18 protein-coding genes are annotated in these 23,699 nt (G+C 65.7%); 7 read left to right on the forward strand and 11 right to left on the reverse strand.

The features are described 5' to 3' along the window. Positions 1–180: 180 nt before the first annotated feature. From ABIA90_RS30875 to trxA, 7 genes are all read left to right on the forward strand, one after another. On the forward strand, positions 181–2,685 hold the full coding sequence (locus ABIA90_RS30875) for a sensor histidine kinase (protein WP_354119148.1): 2,505 nt from the start codon (positions 181–183) through the stop codon (positions 2,683–2,685). After that, complete coding sequence (gene tsaE / locus ABIA90_RS30880; RefSeq protein ID WP_354119149.1) at positions 2,682–4,250, forward strand: tRNA (adenosine(37)-N6)-threonylcarbamoyltransferase complex ATPase subunit type 1 TsaE; 1,569 nt, start codon at positions 2,682–2,684, stop codon at positions 4,248–4,250. Before ABIA90_RS30875 ends, tsaE begins: the two co-directional genes overlap by 4 nt. 89 nt (positions 4,251–4,339) lie before the next feature. Further along, positions 4,340–4,657 carry a PilZ domain-containing protein gene (locus ABIA90_RS30885; RefSeq protein WP_014490931.1) on the forward strand — a complete coding sequence of 106 codons (318 nt, stop codon included), beginning with the start codon at positions 4,340–4,342 and terminating at the stop codon, positions 4,655–4,657. A 155-nt stretch (positions 4,658–4,812) separates the two neighbouring features. Further along, on the forward strand, positions 4,813–5,535 hold the full coding sequence (locus ABIA90_RS30890) for a nucleotidyltransferase family protein (RefSeq protein ID WP_063980162.1): 723 nt from the start codon (positions 4,813–4,815) through the stop codon (positions 5,533–5,535). 244 nt (positions 5,536–5,779) lie between these two features. Next, positions 5,780–8,926 carry a double-strand break repair protein AddB gene (addB, locus tag ABIA90_RS30895; protein ID WP_354119150.1) on the forward strand — a complete coding sequence of 1,049 codons (3,147 nt, stop codon included), beginning with the start codon at positions 5,780–5,782 and terminating at the stop codon, positions 8,924–8,926. After that, the gene (gene addA, locus ABIA90_RS30900; protein ID WP_354119151.1) at positions 8,920–12,429 is read left to right on the forward strand and encodes a double-strand break repair helicase AddA; all 3,510 of its coding nucleotides are present in this window, start codon (positions 8,920–8,922) and stop codon (positions 12,427–12,429) included. The genes addB and addA overlap by 7 nt, the downstream gene beginning before the upstream one ends. Before the next feature lie 67 nt (positions 12,430–12,496). Then, a complete protein-coding gene (trxA, locus tag ABIA90_RS30905) occupies positions 12,497–12,817 on the forward strand; it encodes a thioredoxin (RefSeq protein WP_007598398.1) in 321 nt (106 codons plus the stop codon). Positions 12,818–12,892: 75 nt separating this feature from the next. Here the strand turns inward: trxA and ABIA90_RS30910 are convergent, their stop codons facing one another. The 11 genes from ABIA90_RS30910 to rpsA all read right to left on the reverse strand — a co-directional run bounded on the left by ABIA90_RS30910 (position 12,893) and on the right by rpsA (position 23,507). Then, complete coding sequence (locus ABIA90_RS30910; protein WP_354119152.1) at positions 12,893–13,321, reverse strand: SRPBCC family protein; 429 nt, start codon at positions 13,319–13,321, stop codon at positions 12,893–12,895. Positions 13,322–13,400: 79 nt separating this feature from the next. Then, positions 13,401–14,141, reverse strand: coding sequence for a metallophosphoesterase family protein (locus ABIA90_RS30915; protein WP_354119240.1), 741 nt, complete (start codon positions 14,139–14,141; stop codon positions 13,401–13,403). A gap of 163 nt (positions 14,142–14,304) precedes the next feature. After that, positions 14,305–15,648: a bifunctional folylpolyglutamate synthase/dihydrofolate synthase gene (locus tag ABIA90_RS30920; protein ID WP_354119153.1), complete on the reverse strand. Its 1,344-nt coding sequence runs from the start codon at positions 15,646–15,648 to the stop codon at positions 14,305–14,307. Continuing rightward, positions 15,645–16,586, reverse strand: a complete 942-nt coding sequence (gene accD, locus ABIA90_RS30925; protein WP_063980168.1) for an acetyl-CoA carboxylase, carboxyltransferase subunit beta — start codon at positions 16,584–16,586, stop codon at positions 15,645–15,647. Before accD ends, ABIA90_RS30920 begins: the two co-directional genes overlap by 4 nt. A 112-nt stretch (positions 16,587–16,698) precedes the next feature. Continuing rightward, positions 16,699–17,535 (reverse strand): tryptophan synthase subunit alpha, encoded by an 837-nt coding sequence (trpA, locus tag ABIA90_RS30930; protein ID WP_354119154.1) that lies wholly within the window; start codon positions 17,533–17,535, stop codon positions 16,699–16,701. Further along, positions 17,532–18,749, reverse strand: coding sequence for a tryptophan synthase subunit beta (gene trpB / locus ABIA90_RS30935; RefSeq protein ID WP_354119155.1), 1,218 nt, complete (start codon positions 18,747–18,749; stop codon positions 17,532–17,534). Before trpB ends, trpA begins: the two co-directional genes overlap by 4 nt. Next, on the reverse strand, positions 18,746–19,417 hold the full coding sequence (locus ABIA90_RS30940; RefSeq protein ID WP_354119156.1) for a phosphoribosylanthranilate isomerase: 672 nt from the start codon (positions 19,415–19,417) through the stop codon (positions 18,746–18,748). Before ABIA90_RS30940 ends, trpB begins: the two co-directional genes overlap by 4 nt. A gap of 66 nt (positions 19,418–19,483) precedes the next feature. Further along, the gene (locus tag ABIA90_RS30945; protein ID WP_354119157.1) at positions 19,484–19,876 is read right to left on the reverse strand and encodes a lipopolysaccharide assembly protein LapA domain-containing protein; all 393 of its coding nucleotides are present in this window, start codon (positions 19,874–19,876) and stop codon (positions 19,484–19,486) included. A gap of 71 nt (positions 19,877–19,947) precedes the next feature. Next, a complete protein-coding gene (locus ABIA90_RS30950) occupies positions 19,948–20,253 on the reverse strand; it encodes an integration host factor subunit beta (protein WP_007598410.1) in 306 nt (101 codons plus the stop codon). Between the two features lie 171 nt (positions 20,254–20,424). After that, positions 20,425–21,405, reverse strand: coding sequence for a signal peptide peptidase SppA (gene sppA, locus ABIA90_RS30955; RefSeq protein WP_028149797.1), 981 nt, complete (start codon positions 21,403–21,405; stop codon positions 20,425–20,427). Positions 21,406–21,803: 398 nt separating this feature from the next. Further along, entirely contained in the window at positions 21,804–23,507 is a 1,704-nt protein-coding gene (gene rpsA / locus ABIA90_RS30960; protein ID WP_071908897.1) for a 30S ribosomal protein S1, read from the reverse strand. Positions 23,508–23,699: the final 192 nt, after the last annotated feature.

Genomic DNA, 23,699 nt, shown 5'->3' on the forward strand with positions numbered 1-23,699 from the left:
CTCCAGCCGAATCATCCCGAAGAACCAGGTGGATTGGAACAGCGCGCCCGGCATTTTTGTGGGACCGCCTTTGCGTTCACGATCTGGACTCTTACCGCTGGAGTCACGGTGGGGGTATTGTCGTTTGATTCGCGCGCGACGGGGGTCGCCGCGCGCAAATTCGTGCGATCTGGGGCAACTATGTCAGGCGTGATCGTGTCGATGCGTCGGACGCTGCTGTCGTGCACATCGTTGGCGCGCAACGGCTTGTTGGGAGGCGCTCTCGCGGCGCTGCTGCCGGCTGCGCCGGCTGAGGCTGCCGACCTCGTCGACACACTTTCCATAATGCTGGACTTCAACCGGCAGGAACTCGCGGTGCTGGCCACCGCGCTCGCGCTGCTCGGCTTCTCGGTCGTGGCCGCGATCCTGTTGATGCGCACGCGCGTGCGCACGGCGAAGAACGAGGCGCGGCTGCGCGCACGCATCGGGGAACTGCAACTCCAGTCCGATCGCTTCGGCGCGCTGCTGTTCGCGGAGCCGCAGATCCTGATCTCGTGGCCGGCCGGCGACAATCGCGCGCAGATTTCCGGCGACATCTCCATGGTGCTGCCGCGCGATTCCTCCCCCCAGCGCGTCCTCGCGTTCGGAACGTGGCTGCCGCCGGAACCTGCGCTCCAAATGGATCACGCGGTCGATGCGCTGCGTGATCGCGGCGACGGGTTCCAGCTGACGCTGACCACCGCACATGGCCACACGCTGGAGGCCATCGGCCGCGCCATCGGCGGCCAGGCCATTGTCAGGATTCGCGAACTCTCCGGTCTCCGGCGCGATCTGGCCGAGACCAATCTGCGTTACAAGGCCCTCGCCGACGAGACCGAGATGCTGCGCGGCTTTGCCGCCGCCGCGCCCTGGCCGATCTGGGCCAAGGCCGAGAACGGCGCGCTGAGCTACGCCAATCCGGCCTATGTGCGCGCGACCGAGGCAAGCAGCGTCACCGACGCCCAGCAGCGCAAGCTCGAGCTGCTCGACAGTGCCGACCGGACCGCGATGGAGCGGGGCCTGAAGGATGCGGCCAGTTTCACCTCGCGGCTGCCGATCGTGATCGGCGGCGAGCGGCGCATCTACGACGTCCGCGCGGTCAATGTTGGCAGCGGCAATGTCGGCGTCGCGATCGATGCCAGCGAGGCGGATGCCCTGAGCTCGGCGCTGGTGCGGATGGCGGAGGCGCATCGGCGCACGCTCGACCAGCTCTCCTCGGGCGTTGCCGTGTTCGACGGCCAGCGCCGGCTCGCCTTCTACAACGATTCCTACCGCCGGCTGTGGGACCTCGACCGCATCTTCCTCGACGCCAATCCCGACGATTCCAGCGTGCTCGACCAGCTCCGCGCAGCGCGCAAGCTGCCGGAGCAGCCGGACTTCCGCGCCTGGAAGGCCAAGCTGCACGAGGCCTATCGCGCGGTCGAGGCCGCCAAGGACACCTGGTACCTGCCCGACGGCCGCGCGCTCTCCGTCGTCACCACGCCGAATCCGGAAGGCGGCGTCACCTATCTGTTCGACGACGTCACCGAAAGCCTCGAGCTCGCCCGCCGCTTCGACGGCATGATCCGCGTCCAGCGCGAGACGCTGGACAGCCTCGCCGAGGGCGTCGCGGTGTTCGGCAGCAACGGCAGGGCGCAGCTGTTCAACCCGGCCTTCGTCCGGATGTGGAAGCTGTCGAGCGACGCCATGCGCGACGAGCCGCACATCCAGACGGTCGAAGGCTGGTGCCATCAGCTGTTCGACGACCCGCAAGTCTGGCGGCAGATCCGCGAGGCCGTCACCTCGATCGAGAGCCGCGCCGACGTGCCGCTGAAGCTGGAGCGCAAGGACGGCAGCGTGCTCGACGGCATGATCCGTCCGCTGCATGACGGCGCGACCATGCTGACGTTCCAGGACATCACCGACACCGAGAATGTCGAGCGTGCGCTGCGCGAGCGCAACGAGGCGCTGGAGGCCGCCGACCAGATGAAGGTGGATTTCGTCCACCACGTCTCCTACGAGCTGCGCTCGCCGCTCACCACCATCATCGGCTTCGCGCATTTCCTCAGCGATCCCTCGACCGGGCCGCTGACGCCGAAACAGGCCGAATATCTCGACTACGTCACCAAATCCACCAACGCCCTGCTGGCGCTGACCAACAACATCCTGGATCTCGCCACGATCGATGCCGGCGCCATGAAGCTGGAACTCGGCCCGGTCGACGTCAGCAAGGCCATCGAACTCGCCGCCGAGGGTATCCAGGACCGCCTCGCCACCGACCGCATCCGCCTCAAGGTCGAGATCGCGCCCGATATCGGCAGCTTCGTCGGCGACGAGAAGCGCGTGGTGCAGGTGCTCTATAACCTCCTCGCCAACGCCGTCGGGTTTTCTCCACAGGATTCCACCGTCGGCATCAGCGCACGCCGCACCGAACGCAGCGTGGTCTTCACTGTGACAGATTCCGGGCCTGGAATACCTGCCGACATGAAGGACAAGGTGTTCAACTGGTTCGAAAGCCGCTCGCAGGGGTCGCGTCACCGCGGCGCCGGGCTCGGCCTGTCGCTGGTGCGCTCCTTCGTCGAGCTGCATGGCGGCAAGGTGCGGGTGGATTCGATCGTGGGCAGGGGCACGGTCGTGATCTGCGACTTCCCGACCGACCAGGCGGCGCATCGCGACGCCGCCGAATGACTGAACCGACCACATTCTCCGTCGCGCTTGTCAACGAGACGGCCACTGCGCAATTGATGGCCGACCTCGCGCTGCTGGTCGGCCCCGGCGACGTCATCACCCTCACCGGCGATCTCGGTGCCGGCAAGACTGCGGCTGCGCGCGCCATGATCCGCTATCTCGCCAGCGACGAGGCGCTGGAAGTCCCGAGCCCGACCTTCACGCTGGTGCAGGGTTACGAGCTGCCGCCGTTTCCGGTGATGCATGCCGATCTCTACCGCGTCGAGGACGAAAGCGAGCTCGAGGAGATCGGCCTGTCGCCGCTTCCCGATGCCACGCTCGTCCTGATCGAATGGCCGGAACGCGCACCGTCGGCGATGCCGCAAGACCGCATCGACATCGCGCTGACGCACCGGCCGGCGCTGGGCTCGAATGCGCGCGCCGCCGACATCACCGGTTACGGCAAGGCCGCCGCGCAAGTCGCGCGGCTGAAGGCGCTGCGGGAATTCCTCGAGGCATCCGGCTACATGGATGCAACGCGCAAGCACATGGCCGGCGATGCCTCGACCCGCTCCTATGCGCGGCTGCAGCGTAACGACGAGATCGTCATCCTCATGAACTTTCCGCAGCGGCCCGACGGCGCTGCGATGTACAACGGAAAATCCTACAGCGCGGCGGTGCATCTTGCCGAGAACATCAAGCCGTTCGTTGCCGTCGACGAAGGCCTGCGCGTGGCGGGAGTCTCAGCGCCCGCGATCCACCATTACGATCTCGACCACGGCTTCCTGATCTCCGAGGATTTCGGCAGCGACGGCGTGATCGAAGGCGATCCGCCGCGCCCGATCGCCGAACGTTACGAAGCTGCGACCGACGTGCTGGCCGTGCTGCACAGCAAGACATTGCCGGAGACGCTGCGGCTGGCGGATCAGACCTACACCATTCCTGCCTTCGACACCGAGGCGCTGCTGATCGAGATCGGGTTGATGCCGGAATGGTATCTGCCCGATCGCAACGCGCCACTGAGCGACGAGAAGCGCGCGGAATTCTTCGCGATGTGGCGCGAGCTGCTGAAGAAGCCGCTGGCCGCGCCAAAAACCTGGATCATCCGCGACTACCACTCGCCCAATCTGATCTGGCTCGCCGATCGTACTGGCATGGCGCGCGTCGGCGTGATCGACTTCCAGGACACCGTGCTCGGGCCGCGCTCCTATGACGTAGTGTCGCTGCTGCAGGACGCGCGTATCGACGTCCCTGAGACCCTCGAGCTGACACTGCTGTCGCGCTACATCAAGGCGCGGCGCACGGCCGATGCGAGCTTCGATCCGGCCGGCTTCGCCGAGCTCTACGCCATCATGTCGGCGCAGCGGAACACGCGCCTGCTCGGCACCTTCGCCCGCCTCAACCGCCGCGACGGTAAGCCGCATTATCTGCGCCACCAGCCGCGGATCTGGACCTACCTCCAGCGCTCGCTGGCACATCCCGCGCTGGCTCACCTGCGCGACTGGTATCTCGCCAACGTCCCGCCGCCCCAGGGGGCGTCCCAAGAGCCGTCCGAAGAGCAGCCTGAAGAGCAGCCCCAAGCCTGATTCGCGGCCCGATTTACCGCCTGTTAGCCATCGCATCGGTATCATCGCCCGCAGGCAGCCGGACAAGGACGGGGCTGGAGCAAGGGCAGATGGCGGTCAAGACGGACCATCGTGGCAACAGCCGGGTTGTTTTCGAGCGCGGGATACCGGCCCAGATGATGGGGATCGACGGCACCTGGCGGCGCGAGTGCACCATGGAGGACGTCTCCGAGAGCGGTGCCAAGCTGACCATCGACGGCTCGGTCGAGGGCCTGCATCTGAAGGAATTTTTTCTCCTGCTGTCGTCCACCGGACTTGCGTACCGTCGCTGTGAGCTGGCGTGGGTCAACGGCGACCAGATCGGCGTCAATTTTCTCAAGCTCGGCGACAAGAAGAAGAAGGCGCGTTCCACATCCGTTGGGGCGTGACGGCCACACCCGTCGTACAACCGTCACGGCAGGTGGTTAAGGCGGTTAAGACGCGGTGCGGCCAATTGCGGTCCGTGTTAGGATTGCTGCGTACGCGAACTTCAAAAGTTCTCAAGTCCAGGATTCCGGGAAAGACGAGTCTGAGAAAGCGAACGATGTCCGTCAAGCCGACCAAAGCCATGGTGCTCGCTGCGGGGTTCGGGCTGCGCATGCGTCCGTTGACGGAGAAGATGCCGAAGCCGCTCGTGCCGGTGGCCGGCCAGCCGCTGCTGGACCATGTGCTCGACAAGCTCGGCGACGCCGGCGTGACCGAGGCGATCGTCAATGTGCACTATCTGCCGGACCAGATCATCAACCACACCGCATCCCGCCAGCATCCGCGCGTGACCATCTCGGACGAGCGCGACCAGGTGCTCGGCACCGGCGGTGGCGTGGTCAAGGCGCTGCCGCTGCTCGGCGACGCGCCGTTCTTCCATGTCAATTCCGACACGCTGTGGATCGACGGCGTGCGCTCGAACCTGGCGCGGCTTGCGGAAAACTTCGATCCTGAGCGCATGGACATCCTGCTCTTGATGGCGCCGACCGCGACCAGCATCGGCTATAGCGGCCGCGGCGATTACGGCATGCTGCCCGACGGCGCCCTGCGCAAGCGCAAGGAAAAAGAGGTCGTTCCGTTCGTCTATGCCGGCGCGGCGATCCTGTCGCCCTCGATCTTCGCCGATGCGCCGACGGGCGAGTTCTCGCTGACAAAAATGTTCGACCGCGCCAACGAGCAGGAGCGGCTGTTCGGCCTCCGCCTCGACGGCGTCTGGATGCATGTCGGCACGCCCGACGCCGTGCATGCGGCGGAAGAGGCGTTTCTGGAGAGCGTGGCGTAGGGCCAGCTCTCTTGTCCCGGACGCGGTGCGGCACGAAGTGTCGCTCCGCAGAGCCGGGACCCACACAGCCACATTCGTGATGTCGACGTCTGGGCCCCGGCTCAGCAACGCATCATTTCATGCCGCGTTGCGTCCGGGGCACGAGAGCGGTGTAAAGCGAACAGCGGGGACTATCTCCCCTCCACCCATATCCATTTGAATCCGCCTCCCTATATTGGCGCCTGATTCCCGAATCAGGCAGCCCATGCGCGTTTTCAGCGTTCCCATCTCAGTTCCGTTCCTGCGCACGGTCGTCTCGAGCCTGCTCGACGGCCGGCTGGTCGACGGATTCGAGGCGCGCAAGGAACCGGCGCGGCTTGCGGATGCCACGCTGTACCTGCCGACAAGGCGCGCCATGCGCGTCGTGCGCGAGATCTTTCTCGACGAGATGGCGGCCGATGCGGTGGTGCTGCCGCGCATCGTCGCGCTCGGCGACATCGACGAGGACGAACTCGCTTTCGCCGACGAGGGCGAGCAGTTCTCCGGCGGAACGCCGCTCGACATTCCGCCACGGCTTGGCGAGCTCGAACGGCGGCTGACGCTGGCGCAGCTCGTGGCCGCCTGGGCCAAAGGCCCGGTGCTGTCCCCGCTGGTGGTCGGCGGCCCCGCCTCGACGCTCGCGCTGGCCGGCGACCTCGCACGCCTGATCGACGACATGGTGACGCGCGGCGTCGACTGGAGCGCGCTCGACGGCCTGGTGCCTGATATGCTCGACCGCTACTGGCAGCACTCGCTCGAATTTTTGCGGATCGCGCGCATCGCGTGGCCCGGCCATCTCGCGGAGATCAACCGGATCGAGCCCGCGGCGCGGCGCGACCTCCTGATCGCGGCGGAAGCGAAGCGGCTGACCGCGCATCCCCATGGTCCGGTGATCGCCGCCGGCTCGACCGGCTCGATGCCGGCCACCGCAAAATTCCTCCATGCGGTCGCCGCGCTGCCGCATGGCGCGGTGGTACTGCCTGGCCTCGACACCGATCTCGACGACGACGCCTGGCGGACCATCGGCGGCGTGCGCGACTCGCTCGGCAAGTTCGCGGAGCATCCGGCGTCGAACCATCCGCAATATGCCATGCACGCGCTGCTGGAGCGCTTTGGCATCAAGCGCGGCGATGTCGAGCTGCTTCAACCGGCAGCGGACGGCGGCCGCGATCTGCTCGCCTCCGAATCGATGCGGCCATCTGCCAAGACGGAAGTCTGGCACGACCGGCTGAAGCAGCCTGACGTCGCCGCGAAGATCGCGGGCGGCATGACAAACCTTGCGGTCGTCGAAGCCCCCAATCCTGAAATGGAAGCGCTCGCGATCGCCATTGCGATGCGCGAGGCGCGGCATCTCGACAAATCGGCGGCACTGGTGACGCCGGACCGCGCGCTGGCGCGGCGGGTGATGGCCGCGCTCACGCGATGGGATCTCGCCTTCGACGATTCCGGCGGCGACGTGCTGATGGAAACGTCGGCCGGCGTTTTTGCGCGTCTGGCATCGGAAGCGGCGACCAAGGGATTGGAGCCGCCGACGCTATTGGCGATGCTGAAGCATCCGTTGTGCCGGCTTGGCCGGCTGCCTGGCGCATGGAAGGCGGCGATCGAGGGCCTCGAGCTTGCGGTCTTGCGCGGCACGCGGCCGCCTGCGGGCACCGCGGGCCTGCTGCGCGAATTCAATCGTTTCCGCGAGGAGCTGGCAAAGCTGTGGCGCAAAGAGGTCTCTGCGCTCCACCACGCGGAGCCACGTGCGCGTCTGAAGGCAGAGGACCTCGATCGCATCCAGGCGCTGATCGATGCCCTGCGACAAGCGTTGGCGCCGATCGAGAGTCTCGCGTCATCGAAACCGTACGACTTCGCTGAGCTCGCGCACCGGCATCGCGAGATCATGATCGAACTGTCGCGCGACGAGCAGGGCATCCCGCTCGCTTTCGAGGAGCGCGAGGGCCTGGCGCTCGCAGCCGCCTTCGACGACCTCCTGCGCGGCGGCACCACCAGCGGGTTGATGGTGACGCTGCCTGACTATGCCGACGTTTTCCAGACCGCGTTCAGCGACCGGGCCGTGCGGCGGCGGGACAGACCCGGCGCGCGGCTGCAGATCTACGGTCCGCTGGAATCGCGCCTGATGCAGGCCGACCGGATCATCATCGGCGGCCTGATCGAAGGCGTCTGGCCGCCGGCGCCGCGCATCGATCCCTGGCTCAGCCGGCCGATGCGACACGAGCTTGGCCTCGATTTGCCGGAGCGCCGTATCGGCCTCTCCGCACACGACTTCGCGCAACTGCTCGGCGGCGACGAGGTGATCCTGACCCATTCCGCTAAGGCCGGCGGCGCACCGGCGGTTGCCTCGCGCTTCCTGCACCGGTTAGAGGCGGTCGCGGGCGACGAGCTCTGGAAGACGGCCATCCGCGCGGGCGAGAAATACGTGCAGTTTGCGGGCGCGCTGGACCAGCCCGACGAGGTCAAGCCGGTCAAGCAGCCCGAGCCGCGGCCGCCGCGCGCGACGCGGCCGCTCAAGATGTCGGTCACCGCGATCGAGGACTGGCTGCGTGATCCCTACACGATCTACGCAAAGCACATTTTGCGGCTCGATGCGCTCGACCCCGTCGACATGCCGCTGTCGGCCGCCGACCGCGGCTCGGCGATCCACGATGCGCTCGGCGAGTTCACGGAAAGCTACGCCACGCGCCTGCCCGACGATCCCGCGCGCGTGCTGCGCGCGATCGGCGAAAAGTATTTTGCGCCGCTGATGGAGCGCCCCGAAGCGCGCGCACTGTGGTGGCCGCGTTTCCAGCGCATCGCGCGCTGGTTTGGCGAATGGGAGACGGCACGCCGCGACGTGATCGAGGTCATCACTGCGGAGACGCGCGGCGAGATCTCGATCCGGCTCGACAACGACCGCAGCTTCCAGCTTTCCGCCCGCGCCGACCGCATCGAGCGGCGCCAGGGCGGCAGCTATGCCATCCTCGACTACAAGACCGGGCAGCCGCCGACCGGCAAGCAGGTCCGCATGGGCCTGTCACCACAGCTGACGCTGGAAGCCGCGATCCTGCGCGAGGGCGGATTCCCTGACATCGACGCGGGTTCGTCCATCAGCCAGCTCGTCTATGTGCGCCTGAGCGGCAACAATCCGCCCGGCGAGGAGCGCATCCTCGAGCTCAAGTATAGGCAAGGCGACGAGCCGCAGCCGCCGGACACGGCCGCCGCCGAAGCACGGGCCAAGCTGGAGGCGCTGATCCGTGCCTTCGAGGACGAGAACCAGGCGTACACCTCGCTGAACCTGCCGATGTGGACCAACCGCTACGGCACTTATGACGACCTCGCCCGGATCAAGGAATGGTCCGCGGCCGGCGGCCTGGGGATCGAGGAATGGTGAAGCTGCCGCGTCCCATTCCCGACGAGGTGCGTGCGCGGCAGGCGCGCGCGTCCGATCCGACCGCGTCGGCGTTCGTGTCGGCCAATGCCGGCTCGGGCAAGACCCATGTGCTGGTGCAGCGGGTGATCCGACTGCTGCTGTCGGGCGTGCCGCCGGAAAAGATCCTCTGCATCACCTTCACCAAGGCCGCCGCCGCCAACATGGCCGAACGCGTGTTCACGACGCTCGGCCATTGGGTGACGCTGGACGACAACGCGCTCGACGCGGCGATTAAGGCGGTCGGCATCCCACATCCCGATCGAAAAATACGCCGCGAAGCGCGAAAGCTGTTTGCCTGCGCGCTGGAGACGCCGGGCGGGCTGAAGGTGCAGACCATCCACGCGCTGTGCACCCGCCTGCTTCAGCAGTTTCCGTTCGAGGCCAATGTTCCCGCGCGCTTTGCCGTGATCGACGAGCGCGACCAGACCGACATGATGGAGCGCGCCAATCTGAAGGTATTGCTCGAGGCTGCGCGCGATCCGGAGACCGTCACCGGCCGCGCGCTGCTCACCGCGATGGCGAGCGCGGCCGACGTCACTTTCAAGGAGGTCGTGCGCGAGGCCTGTCTCAGCCGCGATCATTTCATGGCCTGGACCGACGAGGCCGGCAATGCCGGGGCAGCTGCTGAGCAGATGGCGGCGGTGCTCGGCGTGGAGGCGAGCGATCGGATCGAGGACGTCGAGACGGAAATTCTCGACGGCCCATTCCTGCCGCGGTCGCGCTGGGACGACATCGCCTTCGCGCTGGAAGACGGCACCTCTTCCGACAAGAGCCAGGCCGCTCGTTTCCGCGAGGCCAAGGTGTTTTCCGGCGCCGCGCAGGTCGACGCCTATCTCGGCGTCTTCCTCACCGATGAAAAACTGCCGCGCAAGGCGGTGCTGACGAAGAAGTTTGGCGATCACAACCCATCTGTCGCCCGCCTGTTCGAGAACGAGGGGCAGCGCCTCGGCGGATTGATCGAGAAGCGCCGCGCGGTGACCATGCGTGACCGCACCGCGGCCCTGCTGCACATCGCGACCGCGGCCTCCGCAAACTACCGCCGTGAGAAGCAGGAGCGCGGGCTGCTCGACTACGACGACCTCATCGACAAGACGCTGGCGATGCTGAACCGCGTCTCTTCAGGCTGGGTGCATTACAAGCTCGACCGCGGCGTCGATCATGTGTTGATCGACGAGGCCCAGGACACAAGCCCGCGGCAATGGGACATCGTCGCGCATATCATTTCGGAGTTCACCGCCGGCGAAGGCGCACGCGAGGGGCTGAACCGCACCGTCTTTGCCGTCGGCGACGAGAAGCAGTCGATCTTCTCCTTTCAGGGCGCCCAGCCCCGAGAGTTCGACGCACGCCGGCGCGAGCTGCACCGCAAGTTCACCGCCGCCGGGCTGAAATTCGATCCGGTCGCCTTCACCTATTCGTTCCGTTCGGGCGCGGCGATCCTGCACTCGGTCGACCACGTCTTCCGCGAGCCCCAGATCTACAAGAGCATCCATTCGGTCGAGATCGGCCATCCCCTGCACAATGCGCTCGCCGATGCGGGCCCGAGCGTGATCGAGCTGTGGGATCTCGCCGAGCCCGATGACAGGCAGGAGATCGAGGGCTGGCGCGCACCGTTCGATGGCGTCGCCGCCACCAGCCCCGAGGTGAAGCTCGCCCGCCGCATCCAGACCGAGATCAAGCAACTGGTCGAGAGCGGCACGCTGACGGGACACGAAGGCGAGCGCCGGCCCTTACGTTATGGCGACATGCTGATCCTGGTGCGCCGGCGCGGCAATGCGTTCGACGCCGTGATCCAGGCATTGAAGCACGCCAATGTTCCGGTCGCCGGCGCCGACCGGCTGAAGCTGACCGAGCACATCGCGATCATCGACCTGATGAATCTTGCGGACGCGCTGCTGCTGCCGCAGGACGATCTCGCGCTCGCGGTTGCGCTGAAGAGCCCTCTGTTCGGGCTCGATGACGACGACCTGTTTCAGCTCGCCTGGGGCCGCAAGGGGTCGCTGCGCCGCGCGCTCGCCGAACATGCCGCCACAAGCGAGACGTTCGCCACGGCACTGCGGCGGCTTGAAGCCTGCGAGGCGCGGTCGCGCGACGAGACTCCGTTCGCGTTCTACGCCTGGCTGCTCGGCGGCGACGGCGGACGCGCGCGCATCCTGCGCCGGCTCGGCCATGAGGCCAACGACGCGCTCGACGAGTTTCTGGAGCTGGCGCTGAACTACGAGCGCAAGGCGCCAGCCTCGCTGCAGGGTTTCATGGCCTGGCTGCGCTCGGCCGACACCGAGGTGAAGCGCGACATGGAGATCTCGCGCGACGAGGTGCGTGTCATGACGGTGCACGGCGCCAAGGGCCTCGAAGCCTCGGTCGTGTTCATGGTCGACACCACATCATCGCCCGCGGATTCGCAACGGGTCCGGCTGATCCACGTGCCGCGCGGCAATGGCGGCGAGGTCGTGGTCTGGGCCGGGCGCAAGGCCGATGATCCCAAGCCCGTCGCCGACGCACGCAAGGCCATGATCGAGGAGACCGAGGACGAGTATCGCCGCCTGCTCTATGTCGCGATGACGCGCGCGGCCGATCGGCTGATCGTCGGCGGCTGCATGCCCGGTAACATGAAGACGGTCCGCAAGCTGAGCTGGTATGACCTCATCGACACCGGGCTCACCGGCTCGGGCCTGGACAAGCAGACGATCGAGACGCCGCTCGGCAAGGTGACCCGATTCGCCCGGCCGGAGGATGTCGGGGCGCTCGGCACGCCTGCGATGTCGGTGGATCAATCGATCGCATTGCCGGACTGGCTGCGGACGCCGTTACCGCACGATAGCGTCGATGACGATCCAGTGCGCCCCTCCGGCCAGTCGGCCGAGGACGGCCGTAGCGTGCGGTCAGGCGAATCGGTGCAGTCGCGCGCGGTGGCGCTGCAGCGCGGCACGCTGGTGCACCGGCTGCTGCAATCCCTCCCCGACATCGCCCCCGAGCGCCGGCGCGACGCCGCGCTTGGCTTCATGGCGCGCAACGCGCCCGACTGGACGGAGGCCGACCGGACCGCGCTGGCCGACAAGGTTCTCGCCTTGATCGCCGAACCGCGCTTTGCCCCGGTGTTTGCCGCCGGCAGCCGTGCCGAGGTCTCGATCGTCGGCCGATTGGACCGGCCGGGGCGGGCGCCAGCGCTGGTGTCGGGGCAGATTGACCGGCTGGTCGTTCGTCCGGACGAGGTTCTGATCGTCGATTTCAAGACCAACCAGGCGGCGCCCAAAAGCGCCGCGGAGGCGCCCGCCGCCTATGTCCGGCAGCTTGCGCTGTACCGGGCGGTGCTGGCGCGGCTTTATCCCCAAAAGCCGATCAGGGCCGTCCTGCTCTGGACCGAGGCCCTTGAATATATGGAGATTTCAGCCCCCGCGCTGGACGCGGCGCTGGCATCCCTTCATGTCGGCGTGAGCGTCCTTGACCCGGCAAGGGGCCGTTCATAGGTTGACGGCATGATCCCGGGCGCGATTCCCATGCGCGCCGATTCTTTCAACCGAGTGAGGTACTCCCATGGCCGTTGGCAAGGTTTCCGATACCGATTTCGAAGCCGAAGTGCTCAAGGCGAACGGCCCCGTGGTCGTCGATTTCTGGGCCGAATGGTGCGGCCCCTGCCGCATGATCGCACCTGCGCTTGACGAGATCGCCGGCGCGATGGGCGACAAGGTCAAGATCGTGAAGCTCAACGTCGACGAGAGCCCGAAGACCGCGTCGAAATACGGCGTGATGTCGATCCCGACGCTGATGATCTTCAAGGGCGGCGAGATGGCCTCCCGCCAGGTCGGCGCGGCGCCGAAGGCAAAGCTTCAGCAGTGGATCACGTCGGCGGTCTGATCCGCGGCGAGCATAACTGAGAATTCTTTCAACGGCCGGCAACACGCCGGCCGTTTTATTTTTGCTCGACGGCAATCATGCCGATCTCGTTTCGGCGAGTTTGGCGAGACTGGCGAGAACATCGGGAAAGTCTGACGCGACAGCCGGACCGATCTCGGACGCTTGCGGCCCTCGCGCGTCAACGGCGTAAACGATGCGCGTGCGTCCTGCCCCAAGGGATTCGATGCGATGGGCGACCTTGATGACGAGATCGCCGACTCGCGTTTCGTCGATGAAGCACGCGTTCTCGCGGACCTCGATCAGCTGCGAGCGCAGCGCCTCCTCGCCGGGAGGCTTCATCGTGAACCAGGTCCCGGCCGCAAATGGCCCGTCAATGTCGATCTGCTCGATACCTGCGTTCCAGGTTTTCCAACCGGGCACATCGCGGAAGATGCTCCAGATCGCCTCCGGAGCTGCCGATGTCTCGACCGCGTATTCGCCCCGCCAGACATTGTCGTCGTTCATCGCACGCTGCCCTCTTTAATATGTACGCTTATAATAAGCGCGCCTATTAAGGAGTCGAGGCAACCGGGACGAAGCGCCTCTATCCGATCCACCCCGTCGCCAATGCATTCGCCAGCTCCGGCTGGCCCTTGCGGCGCGCGAGTGCAGCCATCGCCTCGTGGTCATATGCGACGTGCCGGAACGTCACCTGCCATGCACTCCCGACAAGCTCGAGGATCGCGTAGCGCGCGTGCGGCGTACCGGCTTCGACGACATGCGGGAATGGATGCACGTCGCGATAGCCGGGGCTGCCGACGCTGCCGGGATTGACGATCAGCCGGCCGTCGCGCAGCCGCACCGCGCGGGCGAGATGCGTGTGCGCGCAGAGGATCAGAGATTGCGTGATGCCTTGCGCGAACTGCTCGATGCGGTCGAGCGGCGATAGCGCCACCGTACTGTCGGGATGCACGGTGTCGAGCCAATAGACTTCATCGTCATCAGGCGTCGCATGGCAGAGGAAAACCTGCTCGCGAAACACCCGCGTCATCGGCTGTGCGCGCAGCCAGTCGAGTTGCGCGGCATTGAGCGCTTCGTAGGCGGGACGGTCCCACGATCCCATCTTTTCCGGCGGGCGGTCGAGCAGGTAGCGGTCATGATTGCCGAGCACGTGCACGGCGTCGAGCTGCATCAGGATCTCGATGGTCCGGCGCGCATCGAGCGGGCCGCTCAGCATGTCGCCGAGATTGACGATGTCGGCGATGCCTTGCGCACGGATGTCGGCAAGCACCGCCTCCAGCGCGAGATGGTTCCCGTGAACGTCGGCGATCGCGGCAAAGCGCATTGGCATTCTCATCACTCTCGTGCCCCGGACGCGGCGCAGCGCTTCCCTCGCGATGCGAAGCATCGTCGAGTGCAGTGCGCTGCAGAGCCGGGGCCCATGTGGCCTCTGGGTGCCGGCTCTGCGCAGCAACGCTTACGCGTTGCAGCGCGTCCGGGACAAGAGACTATGCAGGAGGCGTGCCGTTGACGCCGAGCACGTGGCCGGCAAGATAAAGCGAGCCGGTGATCAGGATGCGCGGTGGCACCTCGTAAGCGAGCTTCGCCAAGCCGCGCAGCGCGGCTTCGACGCCGGGCGCGGTCTCGACGCGCATGCCGAGGCTGCGCGCGGCATCCGCGAGGCGATCGACCGGCATCGCATTTTCGGTATCGGGGATCGGCACCGCGATGATGTGACGGGTCAGGCCAGCGAAATTGGCGAGAAAACCTTGCGCGTCCTTGTTGGCCATCATGCCCGCGATCACAACCAGCGGACGCGAGACCCGCTCTTCGAGATCGCCGAGCGCAGCCGCCGCGACGCGCCCGCCTTCGGCGTTGTGGCCACCGTCGAGCCAGATCTCCGAGCCCTGCGGTCCGAGCGCAAGCAGCTCGCCCGAGGTGATGCGCTGCATCCGCGCCGGCCATTCCGCGCCGACGATGCCTGCCTCGAAGGCCGCCTGGTTGACCTTGAAACTCGGGATCGCACGCAGCGTCGCGATCGCAAGGCCCGCATTGTCGAACTGGTGGCGGCCAAACAGGCGCGGCGCCGCCAGATCCATCAGGCCGCGATCGTCGGAATAGACCAGGCGTCCATGCTCGACATTGACGTGCCAGCTTTCGTTCGCGGCGAACAGCGGCGCGCGCATGCGCCTGGCCTGCGCCTCGATCACGGCCATCGCCTCGCCCGTCTGCTCGGCGCAAATCACGGGCACGCCGCGCTTGATGATCGCGGCCTTCTCGCCGGCGATGGAGGTCAGCGTATCGCCGAGGAAATCCATATGATCCATGCTGATCGGTGTGATCACGCACGCCGCCGGCGTATCAATCACATTGGTCGAATCGAGCCGGCCGCCGAGGCCGACTTCGAGCAGCATGACATCGGCGGGGTTCTGCGCGAACAGATGGAAGGCAGCCGCGGTCTTCAGCTCGAACACGGTTGCACCTTCGCCGGCATTGACCCGCTCGACCTCTTCCAGCGCCGCGCGCAACTCATCGTCGCCGACCAGCACGCCACCGCCGACGCGGCCCAGGCGAAAACATTCGTTGATGCGGACGAGATAGGGCGAGGTGTAGGCGTGAACACGCAGGCCGGCGGCCTCCAGCGTCGCGCGCAGATAAGCGAGCGTCGAGCCCTTGCCGTTGGTGCCGGCGATGTGGATCACCGGCGGCAGCTTGCGTTCGGGGTGGTCGAGCCGCTCGAGCAGGCGGTGCATCCGCTCCAGCCCGAGATCGATGCGCTTCTGGTGCAGGGCCGACAGCCGCCCGATCAATTCACCGAGCGGCGGCTTTGCGCTGTCAGAGGACGCGTTCACGCGTGCGGCGCGGCCGGCGCCGTCTCGGCGGCCGAGACGATCTGCGCCGGACTGACGACCGGCTGCACCGATTTCGATGCGCCTTCCTGCGCCGGCGCCCTGGTCAGCAGGCGGCACAGCCGCGCCAGGGTCGGGCGCAGTTCGTGACGATGCACGACCATGTCGACCATGCCGTGATCCTTCAGATATTCGGCACGCTGGAAGCCTTCCGGCAATTTCTCGCGGATGGTCTGCTCGATCACGCGCGCGCCGGCGAAACCGATCAGCGCGCCGGGCTCGGCGATCTGCACGTCACCCAACATCGCGTAGGACGCGGTGACGCCGCCGGTGGTTGGGTTGGTCAGCACGACGATGTAGGGCTGTTTTGCTTCGCGCAGCATCTGCACCGCAACCGTGGTGCGCGGCATCTGCATCAGCGACAGGATGCCTTCCTGCATGCGCGCGCCGCCGGATGCGGCGAACACGATGAACGGCGACTTCTTCTCGACCGCGAGCTCCAGCCCGCGCACGATGGCTTCGCCCGCGGCCATGCCGAGCGAGCCGCCCATGAAATCGAAATCCTGCACGGCAACGACGACGGCGGCACCTTCGAGCTTGCCATAGCCGACCTTGATCGCGTCGTTCAGATTGGTGCGCGCGCGGGCATCCTTGATGCGGTCGACATACTTTTTCTCGTCACGGAACTTGAGCGGATCGGGCGTGACGTCGGGCAGCGCGACATCGTACCAGGTCTCGTTGTCGAAGATCGACTTCAGACGCGCCACCGCGCCCATGCGCATGTGGTAGTTCGAGCCGGGGATGACGAACTGGTTGGCCTCGACGTCCTTGTAGAACACGAGCTGCCCGGAATCCGGACACTTGATCCACAGATTCTCCGGCGTCTCCCGCCGCAGCATGTTGCGGATCTTCGGCCGGACCACATTGGTAAGCCAGTTCATGGTTTGCTCCGATGTGCGAGCCCCGCGAAAGGGCTGCCTGAAGGATATATGGCGGCCGGGCCTCTGCCCGGCAAGCCGCCGTGTTCGCCCGCCCCCAAAGCGGAATTATGGCCTATTCGGCCGCCTGTTTCGCGCCCTTGACGCCCTGGGCCAGGGCCGCGGTCAGCTCGGCTACCGCGTTAACGGTTTTGGCGGTCGCGCGACCCTCGGCATCGAGGCTGTTCTTGAGTGCATCGACCAGTGCCGTGCCGACCACCGAACCATCGGCCTTCTCGGCAATGGCGCGCGCCGCCTCTGGCGTGCGGATGCCAAAACCAACGCAGATCGGCAGCTTGGTATGCCGCTTGATGCGCGCGACGGCTTCACCGACGGCATTCGCGTCCGCCGCCGCGGCACCGGTGATGCCGGCGATAGAGACGTAATAGACAAAGCCTGATGTGTTCGCGAGCACCGCGGGCAGGCGCTTGTCGTCCGTGGTCGGGGTCGCGAGGCGAATGAAGTTCAGGCCCGCCTTCAGCGCGGGAATGCAGAGCTCGTCGTCTTCCTCCGGCGGCAAATCGACGATGATCAGGCCGTCAACGCCGGCCGTCTTGGCGTCGGCCAAAAACTTGTCGACGCCGTAAATGTAGATCGGATTGTAATAGCCCATCAGCACCAGCGGCGTGACGTTGTCGTCCTTGCGGAAGTCGCGCACCAATTCCAGCGTCTTCTTCAAGGTCATGCCGTTCTTGAGCGCGCGCAGACCTGCAGCCTGAATCGAGGGACCATCCGCCATCGGATCGGTGAAGGGAATGCCGAGCTCGATGACGTCGGCGCCTGCCTTGGGCAGCGCCTTGACGATATCGAGCGACGTCGCGAGATCGGGATCGCCGGCCATCACATAGGTGACGAAGGCCGAGCGGCCCGCTTTCTTCAGCTCGGCGAAACGGGTGTCGATACGCGTGGTCACTTGCTCTTGCCCCTCAGGATGTCGCCGACCTGCGGGACGTCCTTGTCGCCGCGGCCGGAGAGATTGACGACCATCAGGTGATCTCTCGGCCGCTTCGGCGCGAGCTCCATCACCTTGGCGATGGCATGCGCGGGCTCGAGCGCGGGGATGATGCCTTCCAGCCGCGACAGCAATTGGAATGCTGCGAGCGCCTCGTCGTCGGTCGCGGAGAGATAGTTGACGCGGCCGATCTCGTGCAGCCAGGAATGCTCGGGACCGATGCCGGGATAGTCGAGGCCGGCGGAGATCGAATGCGCGTCCTGGATCTGGCCGTCCGCATCCATCAAGAGATAAGTGCGGTTGCCGTGCAGAACGCCGGGACGGCCGCCCGCGATCGAGGCCGCATGCAATTGCGTGAGCCCATGGCCGGCGGCTTCGACGCCAAAAATTTCGACGGAGGGATCGTCGAGGAACGGATGAAACAGGCCCATCGCATTCGAGCCACCGCCGATGCAGGCGACCAGCGAATCCGGCAGGCGTCCCTCGACCTCCTGCATCTGCGTCTTGGTCTCGTTGCCGATGATCGACTGGAAGTCGCGCACCAGCGTCGGGTAGGGATGCGGGCCCGCCACCGTGCCGATGCAATAGAACGTGTTGTGCACGTTGGTGACCCAGTCGCGCAGCGCCTCGTTCATGGCGTCCTTCAGCGTGCGCGTGCCCGACTGCACGGGGACCACCGTCGCGCCCAGCATCTCCATGCGGATGACGTTGGGCTGCTGCCGCTCGACGTCGACGGCGCCCATATAGACCACGCATTCGAGGCCGAAGCGCGCGCACAGCGTCGCGGTAGCAACGCCGTGCTGGCCGGCGCCGGTCTCGGCGATGATGCGCTTCTTGCCCATGCGCCGCGCCAGCATGATCTGGCCGAGCACGTTGTTCACCTTGTGCGAACCGGTGTGGTTGAGCTCTTCGCGCTTCAGGTAAATCTTGGCGCCGCCGAGCTGCTCGGTGAGGCGCTCGGCGAAATAGAGCGGCGAGGGCCGGCCGACATAGTTCTTGAGATAGCCGTTCATCTCGGCCTGGAAGGCCGGATCGGCCTTGGCCGCGGTGTAGGCCTTCTCCAGATCGAGGATCAGCGGCATCAGGGTTTCGGCGACGAAGCGGCCGCCGAAAACGCCGAAGTGCCCGCGCTCGTCGGGACCGCTGCGGTAGGAATTTGGTTTGGCGATGTTCATCGAACGCTCAACTCTTGACTTGCATCTTGGGTGGCGCGCGCGGCGCGAATGAAGGCCTTGATCATCTCGGGATCCTTGACGCCGGAGGCGCTCTCGACACCGGAGGAGACGTCGACGCCGCCGGCGCGCGTGACCCGAAGAGCCTCGGCGACGTTGTGGGCATCAAGTCCGCCCGAGACCATATACGGCAGCTTGAGTTCCAGGTTTTCGAGCAGATGCCAATCGAAGGCCGCGCCGAGGCCGCCGGGACGTGTCGCGTCTTTTGGCGCCCGCGCGTCGAACAGGATGCGATCGGCAACCTCTGCGTAGCCAGGCAGCACTGCGAGATCGGCGGCGGTTGCGACCGGCACCGCTTTCATTACCGGGCGGCCGAACCGCTGCTTGATGTCGCGCAGCCGTGCGACGCTCTCCTTGCCGTGAAGCTGAAGGATATCCGGCGACAGCGCGTCCATGATGTTGTCGAGCGTGGCGTCATCGGCATCGACCGTGAGCGCGATCTTGAGCGCGCGCCGCTTCACCTGGCGGCCGAGGTCACGGCCAAGCTCCAGAGAGACGTGCCGCGGCGACGGCGGAAAGAACACGAACCCCACCATGTCGGCGCCGGCGTCGAGCGCTGTTTCGAGCGTCTCGCCCGTGGACAGGCCGCAGATTTTGACGAGCAGGGACATGGTCTCAAAGCAGATGAAGGCCGCGGGTCTGCGGCCGGAAAACCGGGTTTTCGGTTGCGGCCGCTTCTACAACGTCGCGCGCTGCTTGTCTCGCCCGATGGGCCCGTAAAGGCCCACCCCGGAGGGAACGGGGAGGCGCTGGGGCTGGGGCTTCGCTGCGGCCGCCTGGGCCCGCAGATCGGCCAATTCGGTCCTGGCAGCCCGTGCCTCCACATCATTCCGGCGCGCCGCGCGGCGCCAGCGCCGCTGGCCGAACCAGACAGCGCAGCCGCCCGCGAGGACCCCGAGGGCAGCCACCAGGATGAGGAGCAGGAACAGCGGCAACGTCACCGAGAATGACGGGTCGTTCGTAATGAAGGGGTCGAAAGAGACCGTGACGAAATGCCGGTTGGCGACCGCGAAGGTCACCAGGATCAGGCCCAGCGGAATCACGATCAGCGCGGTCAGGAACTTTCGCATCTCGCTTCGCTCGCCTTGAATCAAGCTTCCGGCCGCATCGCTCGCGACCGCGGAAAACCCTGACGCCGGTCTCAGTCTGGCGCGCCTGGATCCGGATGGTCGCGGTTCAGCCGTTCGCGCATTTCCTTGCCGGTCTTGAAGAACGGAACGCTCTTCTGATCGACGGGTACATGGGCGCCGGTGCGCGGATTGCGCCCTGCGCGCGCAGGGCGATGCTTGACCGAGAAGGCACCGAAGCCGCGCAACTCGACGCGATCACCGCGCGCGAGAGCCGCTACGATCTCTTCGAGAATCGCATTCACAATGTTCTCGACATCCCGCTGGTACAGATGCGGGTTGTGCTCGGCGATACGCTGAACAAGTTCGGATTTGATCATCGAGAGATAGGACCCGGAAGCGTGCGGATGACCATTTCCGTGAAAATACTGTGATCTGTCAAGACGCTAAATGAAGGTTGAGCGTCGGGAAAATGCGTGACAAATGCCAAAAAAGCGGGCTGCCCCGCTACCCGCCAGACGGGAAAAGCCCCTGAAGCTCGCCCGGTTCCATCAATTTGACGCAGCCGGCTGCCACAGGGCCAGCATTCCATCCATTCCGAGCCGATCGACGGCCTGCGCGACGCCGGTTTGCCCGATCTGATGCGCAATCGAGCCTAAACCAAGCGCTTCCAGCGTGACGACAGCAGCCGTTTTAAGGAACGGCAGATCGCCAAAGCGGGGCTGGAGCTTGTAATCGCGGACGGTGAGGCCCTTCTTGACGCCCTTCTGCTCGACCAGCCAGGTCACGGCGGTCTTCTCGTCGCCGAGCTGATCGATCAGCTTGAGATCGATCGCCTGGCGTCCGGTGAAGACGCGGCCATCGGCGACTTTTTCGAGCTGCGTGTCATCCATGCCACGCCGCTCCTTCACCAATCCCTTGAACCAGGCATAGGAATCCTTCACCAGCGCATCGAGCGCGGCGCGTGCCTCGGGGCTGGTCGGCTCAAAACCGTTCGGCGCGGCCTTCAGCGGCGAGGATTTCACCTCCTCGACCTTCACACCGACGGTCTTCAGCAGCTCCGTGACGTTGGGAAACTGGAACAGCACGCCGATCGAACCGACCAGCGAGCTCTGCTGGGCAATGATGTGGTCGCTCGCAATCGCGGTGATGTAACCGCCGGACGCGGCGAGGCCTTCGACCACGACGACGAGCGGCTTCTTCGCCTTCAGCCGTACAAGCGAATCATAAAGCTGCTCGGAGCCGGCGGTGGTGCCACCCGGCGAGTTGATGTGAATGATGACGGCGGCGGCCTGCGAGTTCTCCAGTCGCTCCAGCGCCTGGGTACGATCGGAGTCGCTGCGGATCAGGCCATCGATCTGGACCCGCGCGATCGAGCCGGCGGATGCGAACGTGCCGCGCGCACCGGGTGTTGCGATCAGCGCGAAGCCCGCGATCGCCGCGATCGCGATCAGCGCAGCCATCACGCGCCAGAACGTCAGCTTGCGACGAATCCTGCGGCGATCGACGATGATGTCCGAATCGAGCGACATCGGAATATCTCCAAATGAAAGGCTGGGCGCGTTGTGCCGTCACAGCGTGACCATTAACTTATCTGGATACATCAATTGCGGCGTAATTTGAAGAAAACAAGGCTGGCGTAGCCCGGATGGTAGCCAAGCACTCAGATGTCATCCCCGCCTAGTGCGCAATTGCGCACGGGGCGCGGGGACCCATACCCCCAGGGAGAAGTTGTCGCGCGAGTTGGCAACCACGAGTCTTCGCCAAACTCGATCCTGTGGTTATGGGTCCCTGGCTCGCGCTTCCGCCTTCGCTCTTCGAGCTACGGCGGACAAGTCGCGCGCCCCGGGACGACAGTTGAGTATGCTGCCTCAACAAAAAAGCCCCGGCTCGCGCCGGGGCTTTGATGGTTGCGAAACAGGCGTTTCGCTTACTTGTCGCGGTTCTTGAGCGCGGTGCCGAGGATGTCACCGAGCGTCGCCCCCGAATCGGAGGAGCCGTACTGCGCGATGGCTTCCTTCTCTTCGGCGACTTCGAGCGCCTTGATCGACACCTGGACCTTGCGGGCCTTCTTGTCGAACTGGATCACGCGGGCATCGACCTTCTCGCCGACGGCGAAGCGCTCGGCGCGCTGGTCGTTGCGGTCACGGGCGAGCTCCGAACGCTTGATGAAGGTCGAGAAGTCGGTACCGGTGATCTTCACCTCGATGCCGCTTTCCTTCACTTCGAGCACTTCGCAGGTCACGACCGCGCCCTTCTTGACATCGCCCGGCTCGGCGAAGGGGTCGCCTTCGAGCTGCTTGATGCCGAGCGAGATACGCTCCTTCTCGACGTCCACATCGAGCACCACGGCTTTCACCACGTCGCCCTTCTTGTAGTTGTCGATCACCTGCTCGCCCGGAAGCTTCCAGTCGAGGTCGGAGAGATGGACCATGCCGTCGACGTCGCCCTCGAGGCCCAGGAACAGACCGAACTCGGTCTTGTTCTTGACCTCGCCTTCGACCACCGAACCGGTCGGGTGACCTTCGACGAAGACCTCCCACGGGTTGCGCATGGTCTGCTTGAGGCCGAGCGAGATGCGGCGCTTGACGGAATCGACTTCCAGCACCTGCACTTCGACTTCCTGCGAGGTCGAAACGATCTTGCCGGGGTGCATGTTCTTCTTGGTCCACGACATCTCGGAGACGTGGATCAGGCCTTCGATGCCCGGCTCGAGCTCGACGAACGCACCGTAGTCGGTGATGTTGGTGACGCGGCCGGTGAAGCGGGCACCCAGCGGGTACTTGGCTTCGATGCCCTGCCACGGATCGTCCAGCAGCTGCTTCATGCCCAGCGAGATGCGGTGCGTCTCGTGGTTGATCTTGATGATCTTGACCTTCACGGTCTGGCCGATCGAGAGCACCTCGGTCGGGTGGTTGACGCGGCGCCACGCGATGTCGGTGACGTGCAGCAGACCGTCGATACCGCCGAGATCAACGAACGCACCGTAATCGGTGATGTTCTTGACCACGCCGTCGATGACCTGACCCTCTTCGAGGTTCTGCACCAGCTCCTGGCGCTGCTCGGCGCGGGTCTCTTCCAGCACCGTGCGGCGGGAGACGACGATGTTACCGCGGCGGCGATCCATCTTGAGGATCTGGAACGGCTGCGAGTTGTTCATCAGCGGCGCAACGTCGCGGATCGGACGGATGTCGACCTGCGAGCGCGGCAGGAAGGCCACGGCACCGTCGAGGTCGACGGTGAAGCCGCCCTTGACCTGGTTGAAGATGACGCCGTTGACCTTCTCGTTGTTCTGGAAGGCCTTCTCGAGCTTGCCCCAGCTCTCCTCGCGGCGCGCCTTGTCGCGCGACAGCACGGCTTCGCCGAGGGCGTTCTCGATGCGATCGAGGAACACTTCGACCTCGTCGCCGACCTTGATCTCGCTCTCACGGCCGGGGCCGGAAAATTCGCGCAGGGCAACGCGGCCCTCGGTCTTCAGGCCGACGTCGATGACGGCCATGTCTTTTTCAATTGCAACCACCTTGCCCTTGACGACGGAGCTCTCCTGCAGGTTGCCACCTGCGAAGGACTCGTCGAGCATCGCGGCGAAATCGTCGCGCGACGGGCTATAGGTATCAGCAGAAGTCGAAGCCATTTGTTCTCCAGTTGCGGATGTCGTGCCGGCCGTTGGGTTCATGGGCGCATCGCACACGCAGTGTCGGAAGGTCCGCAAGACCTTCGAGCGACCGCTCGTTGCTCCGGCATGGAGGCGGAACAGCGGAGGCGGGCCGGCTGAGGCCCGCGCGTTCGATACGTGGAAATCTTGGTCCGGAGCCTGGATCGCGCC

Source organism: Bradyrhizobium sp. LA6.8 (assembly GCF_040547935.1).
In the GTDB taxonomy this organism is placed as follows: domain Bacteria; phylum Pseudomonadota; class Alphaproteobacteria; order Rhizobiales; family Xanthobacteraceae; genus Bradyrhizobium; species Bradyrhizobium barranii.

Bases quoted from the DNA above. Each gene is read 5' to 3' on its own strand.
- ABIA90_RS30875 (WP_354119148.1), top strand. From the start codon at position 181: ATGTCAGGCGTGATCGTGTCGATGCGTCGGACGCTGCTGTCGTGCACA.
- tsaE (WP_354119149.1), top strand. From the start codon at position 2,682: ATGACTGAACCGACCACATTCTCCGTCGCGCTTGTCAACGAGACGGCC.
- ABIA90_RS30885 (WP_014490931.1), top strand. From the start codon at position 4,340: ATGGCGGTCAAGACGGACCATCGTGGCAACAGCCGGGTTGTTTTCGAG.
- ABIA90_RS30890 (WP_063980162.1), top strand. From the start codon at position 4,813: ATGTCCGTCAAGCCGACCAAAGCCATGGTGCTCGCTGCGGGGTTCGGG.
- addB (WP_354119150.1), top strand. From the start codon at position 5,780: ATGCGCGTTTTCAGCGTTCCCATCTCAGTTCCGTTCCTGCGCACGGTC.
- addA (WP_354119151.1), top strand. From the start codon at position 8,920: ATGGTGAAGCTGCCGCGTCCCATTCCCGACGAGGTGCGTGCGCGGCAG.
- trxA (WP_007598398.1), top strand. From the start codon at position 12,497: ATGGCCGTTGGCAAGGTTTCCGATACCGATTTCGAAGCCGAAGTGCTC.
- ABIA90_RS30910 (WP_354119152.1), bottom strand. From the start codon at position 13,321: ATGAACGACGACAATGTCTGGCGGGGCGAATACGCGGTCGAGACATCG.
- ABIA90_RS30915 (WP_354119240.1), bottom strand. From the start codon at position 14,141: ATGCGCTTTGCCGCGATCGCCGACGTTCACGGGAACCATCTCGCGCTG.
- accD (WP_063980168.1), bottom strand. From the start codon at position 16,586: ATGAACTGGCTTACCAATGTGGTCCGGCCGAAGATCCGCAACATGCTG.
- trpB (WP_354119155.1), bottom strand. From the start codon at position 18,749: ATGAACATCGCCAAACCAAATTCCTACCGCAGCGGTCCCGACGAGCGC.
- ABIA90_RS30940 (WP_354119156.1), bottom strand. From the start codon at position 19,417: ATGTCCCTGCTCGTCAAAATCTGCGGCCTGTCCACGGGCGAGACGCTC.
- ABIA90_RS30945 (WP_354119157.1), bottom strand. From the start codon at position 19,876: ATGCGAAAGTTCCTGACCGCGCTGATCGTGATTCCGCTGGGCCTGATC.
- ABIA90_RS30950 (WP_007598410.1), bottom strand. From the start codon at position 20,253: ATGATCAAATCCGAACTTGTTCAGCGTATCGCCGAGCACAACCCGCAT.
- sppA (WP_028149797.1), bottom strand. From the start codon at position 21,405: ATGTCGCTCGATTCGGACATCATCGTCGATCGCCGCAGGATTCGTCGC.
- rpsA (WP_071908897.1), bottom strand. From the start codon at position 23,507: ATGGCTTCGACTTCTGCTGATACCTATAGCCCGTCGCGCGACGATTTC.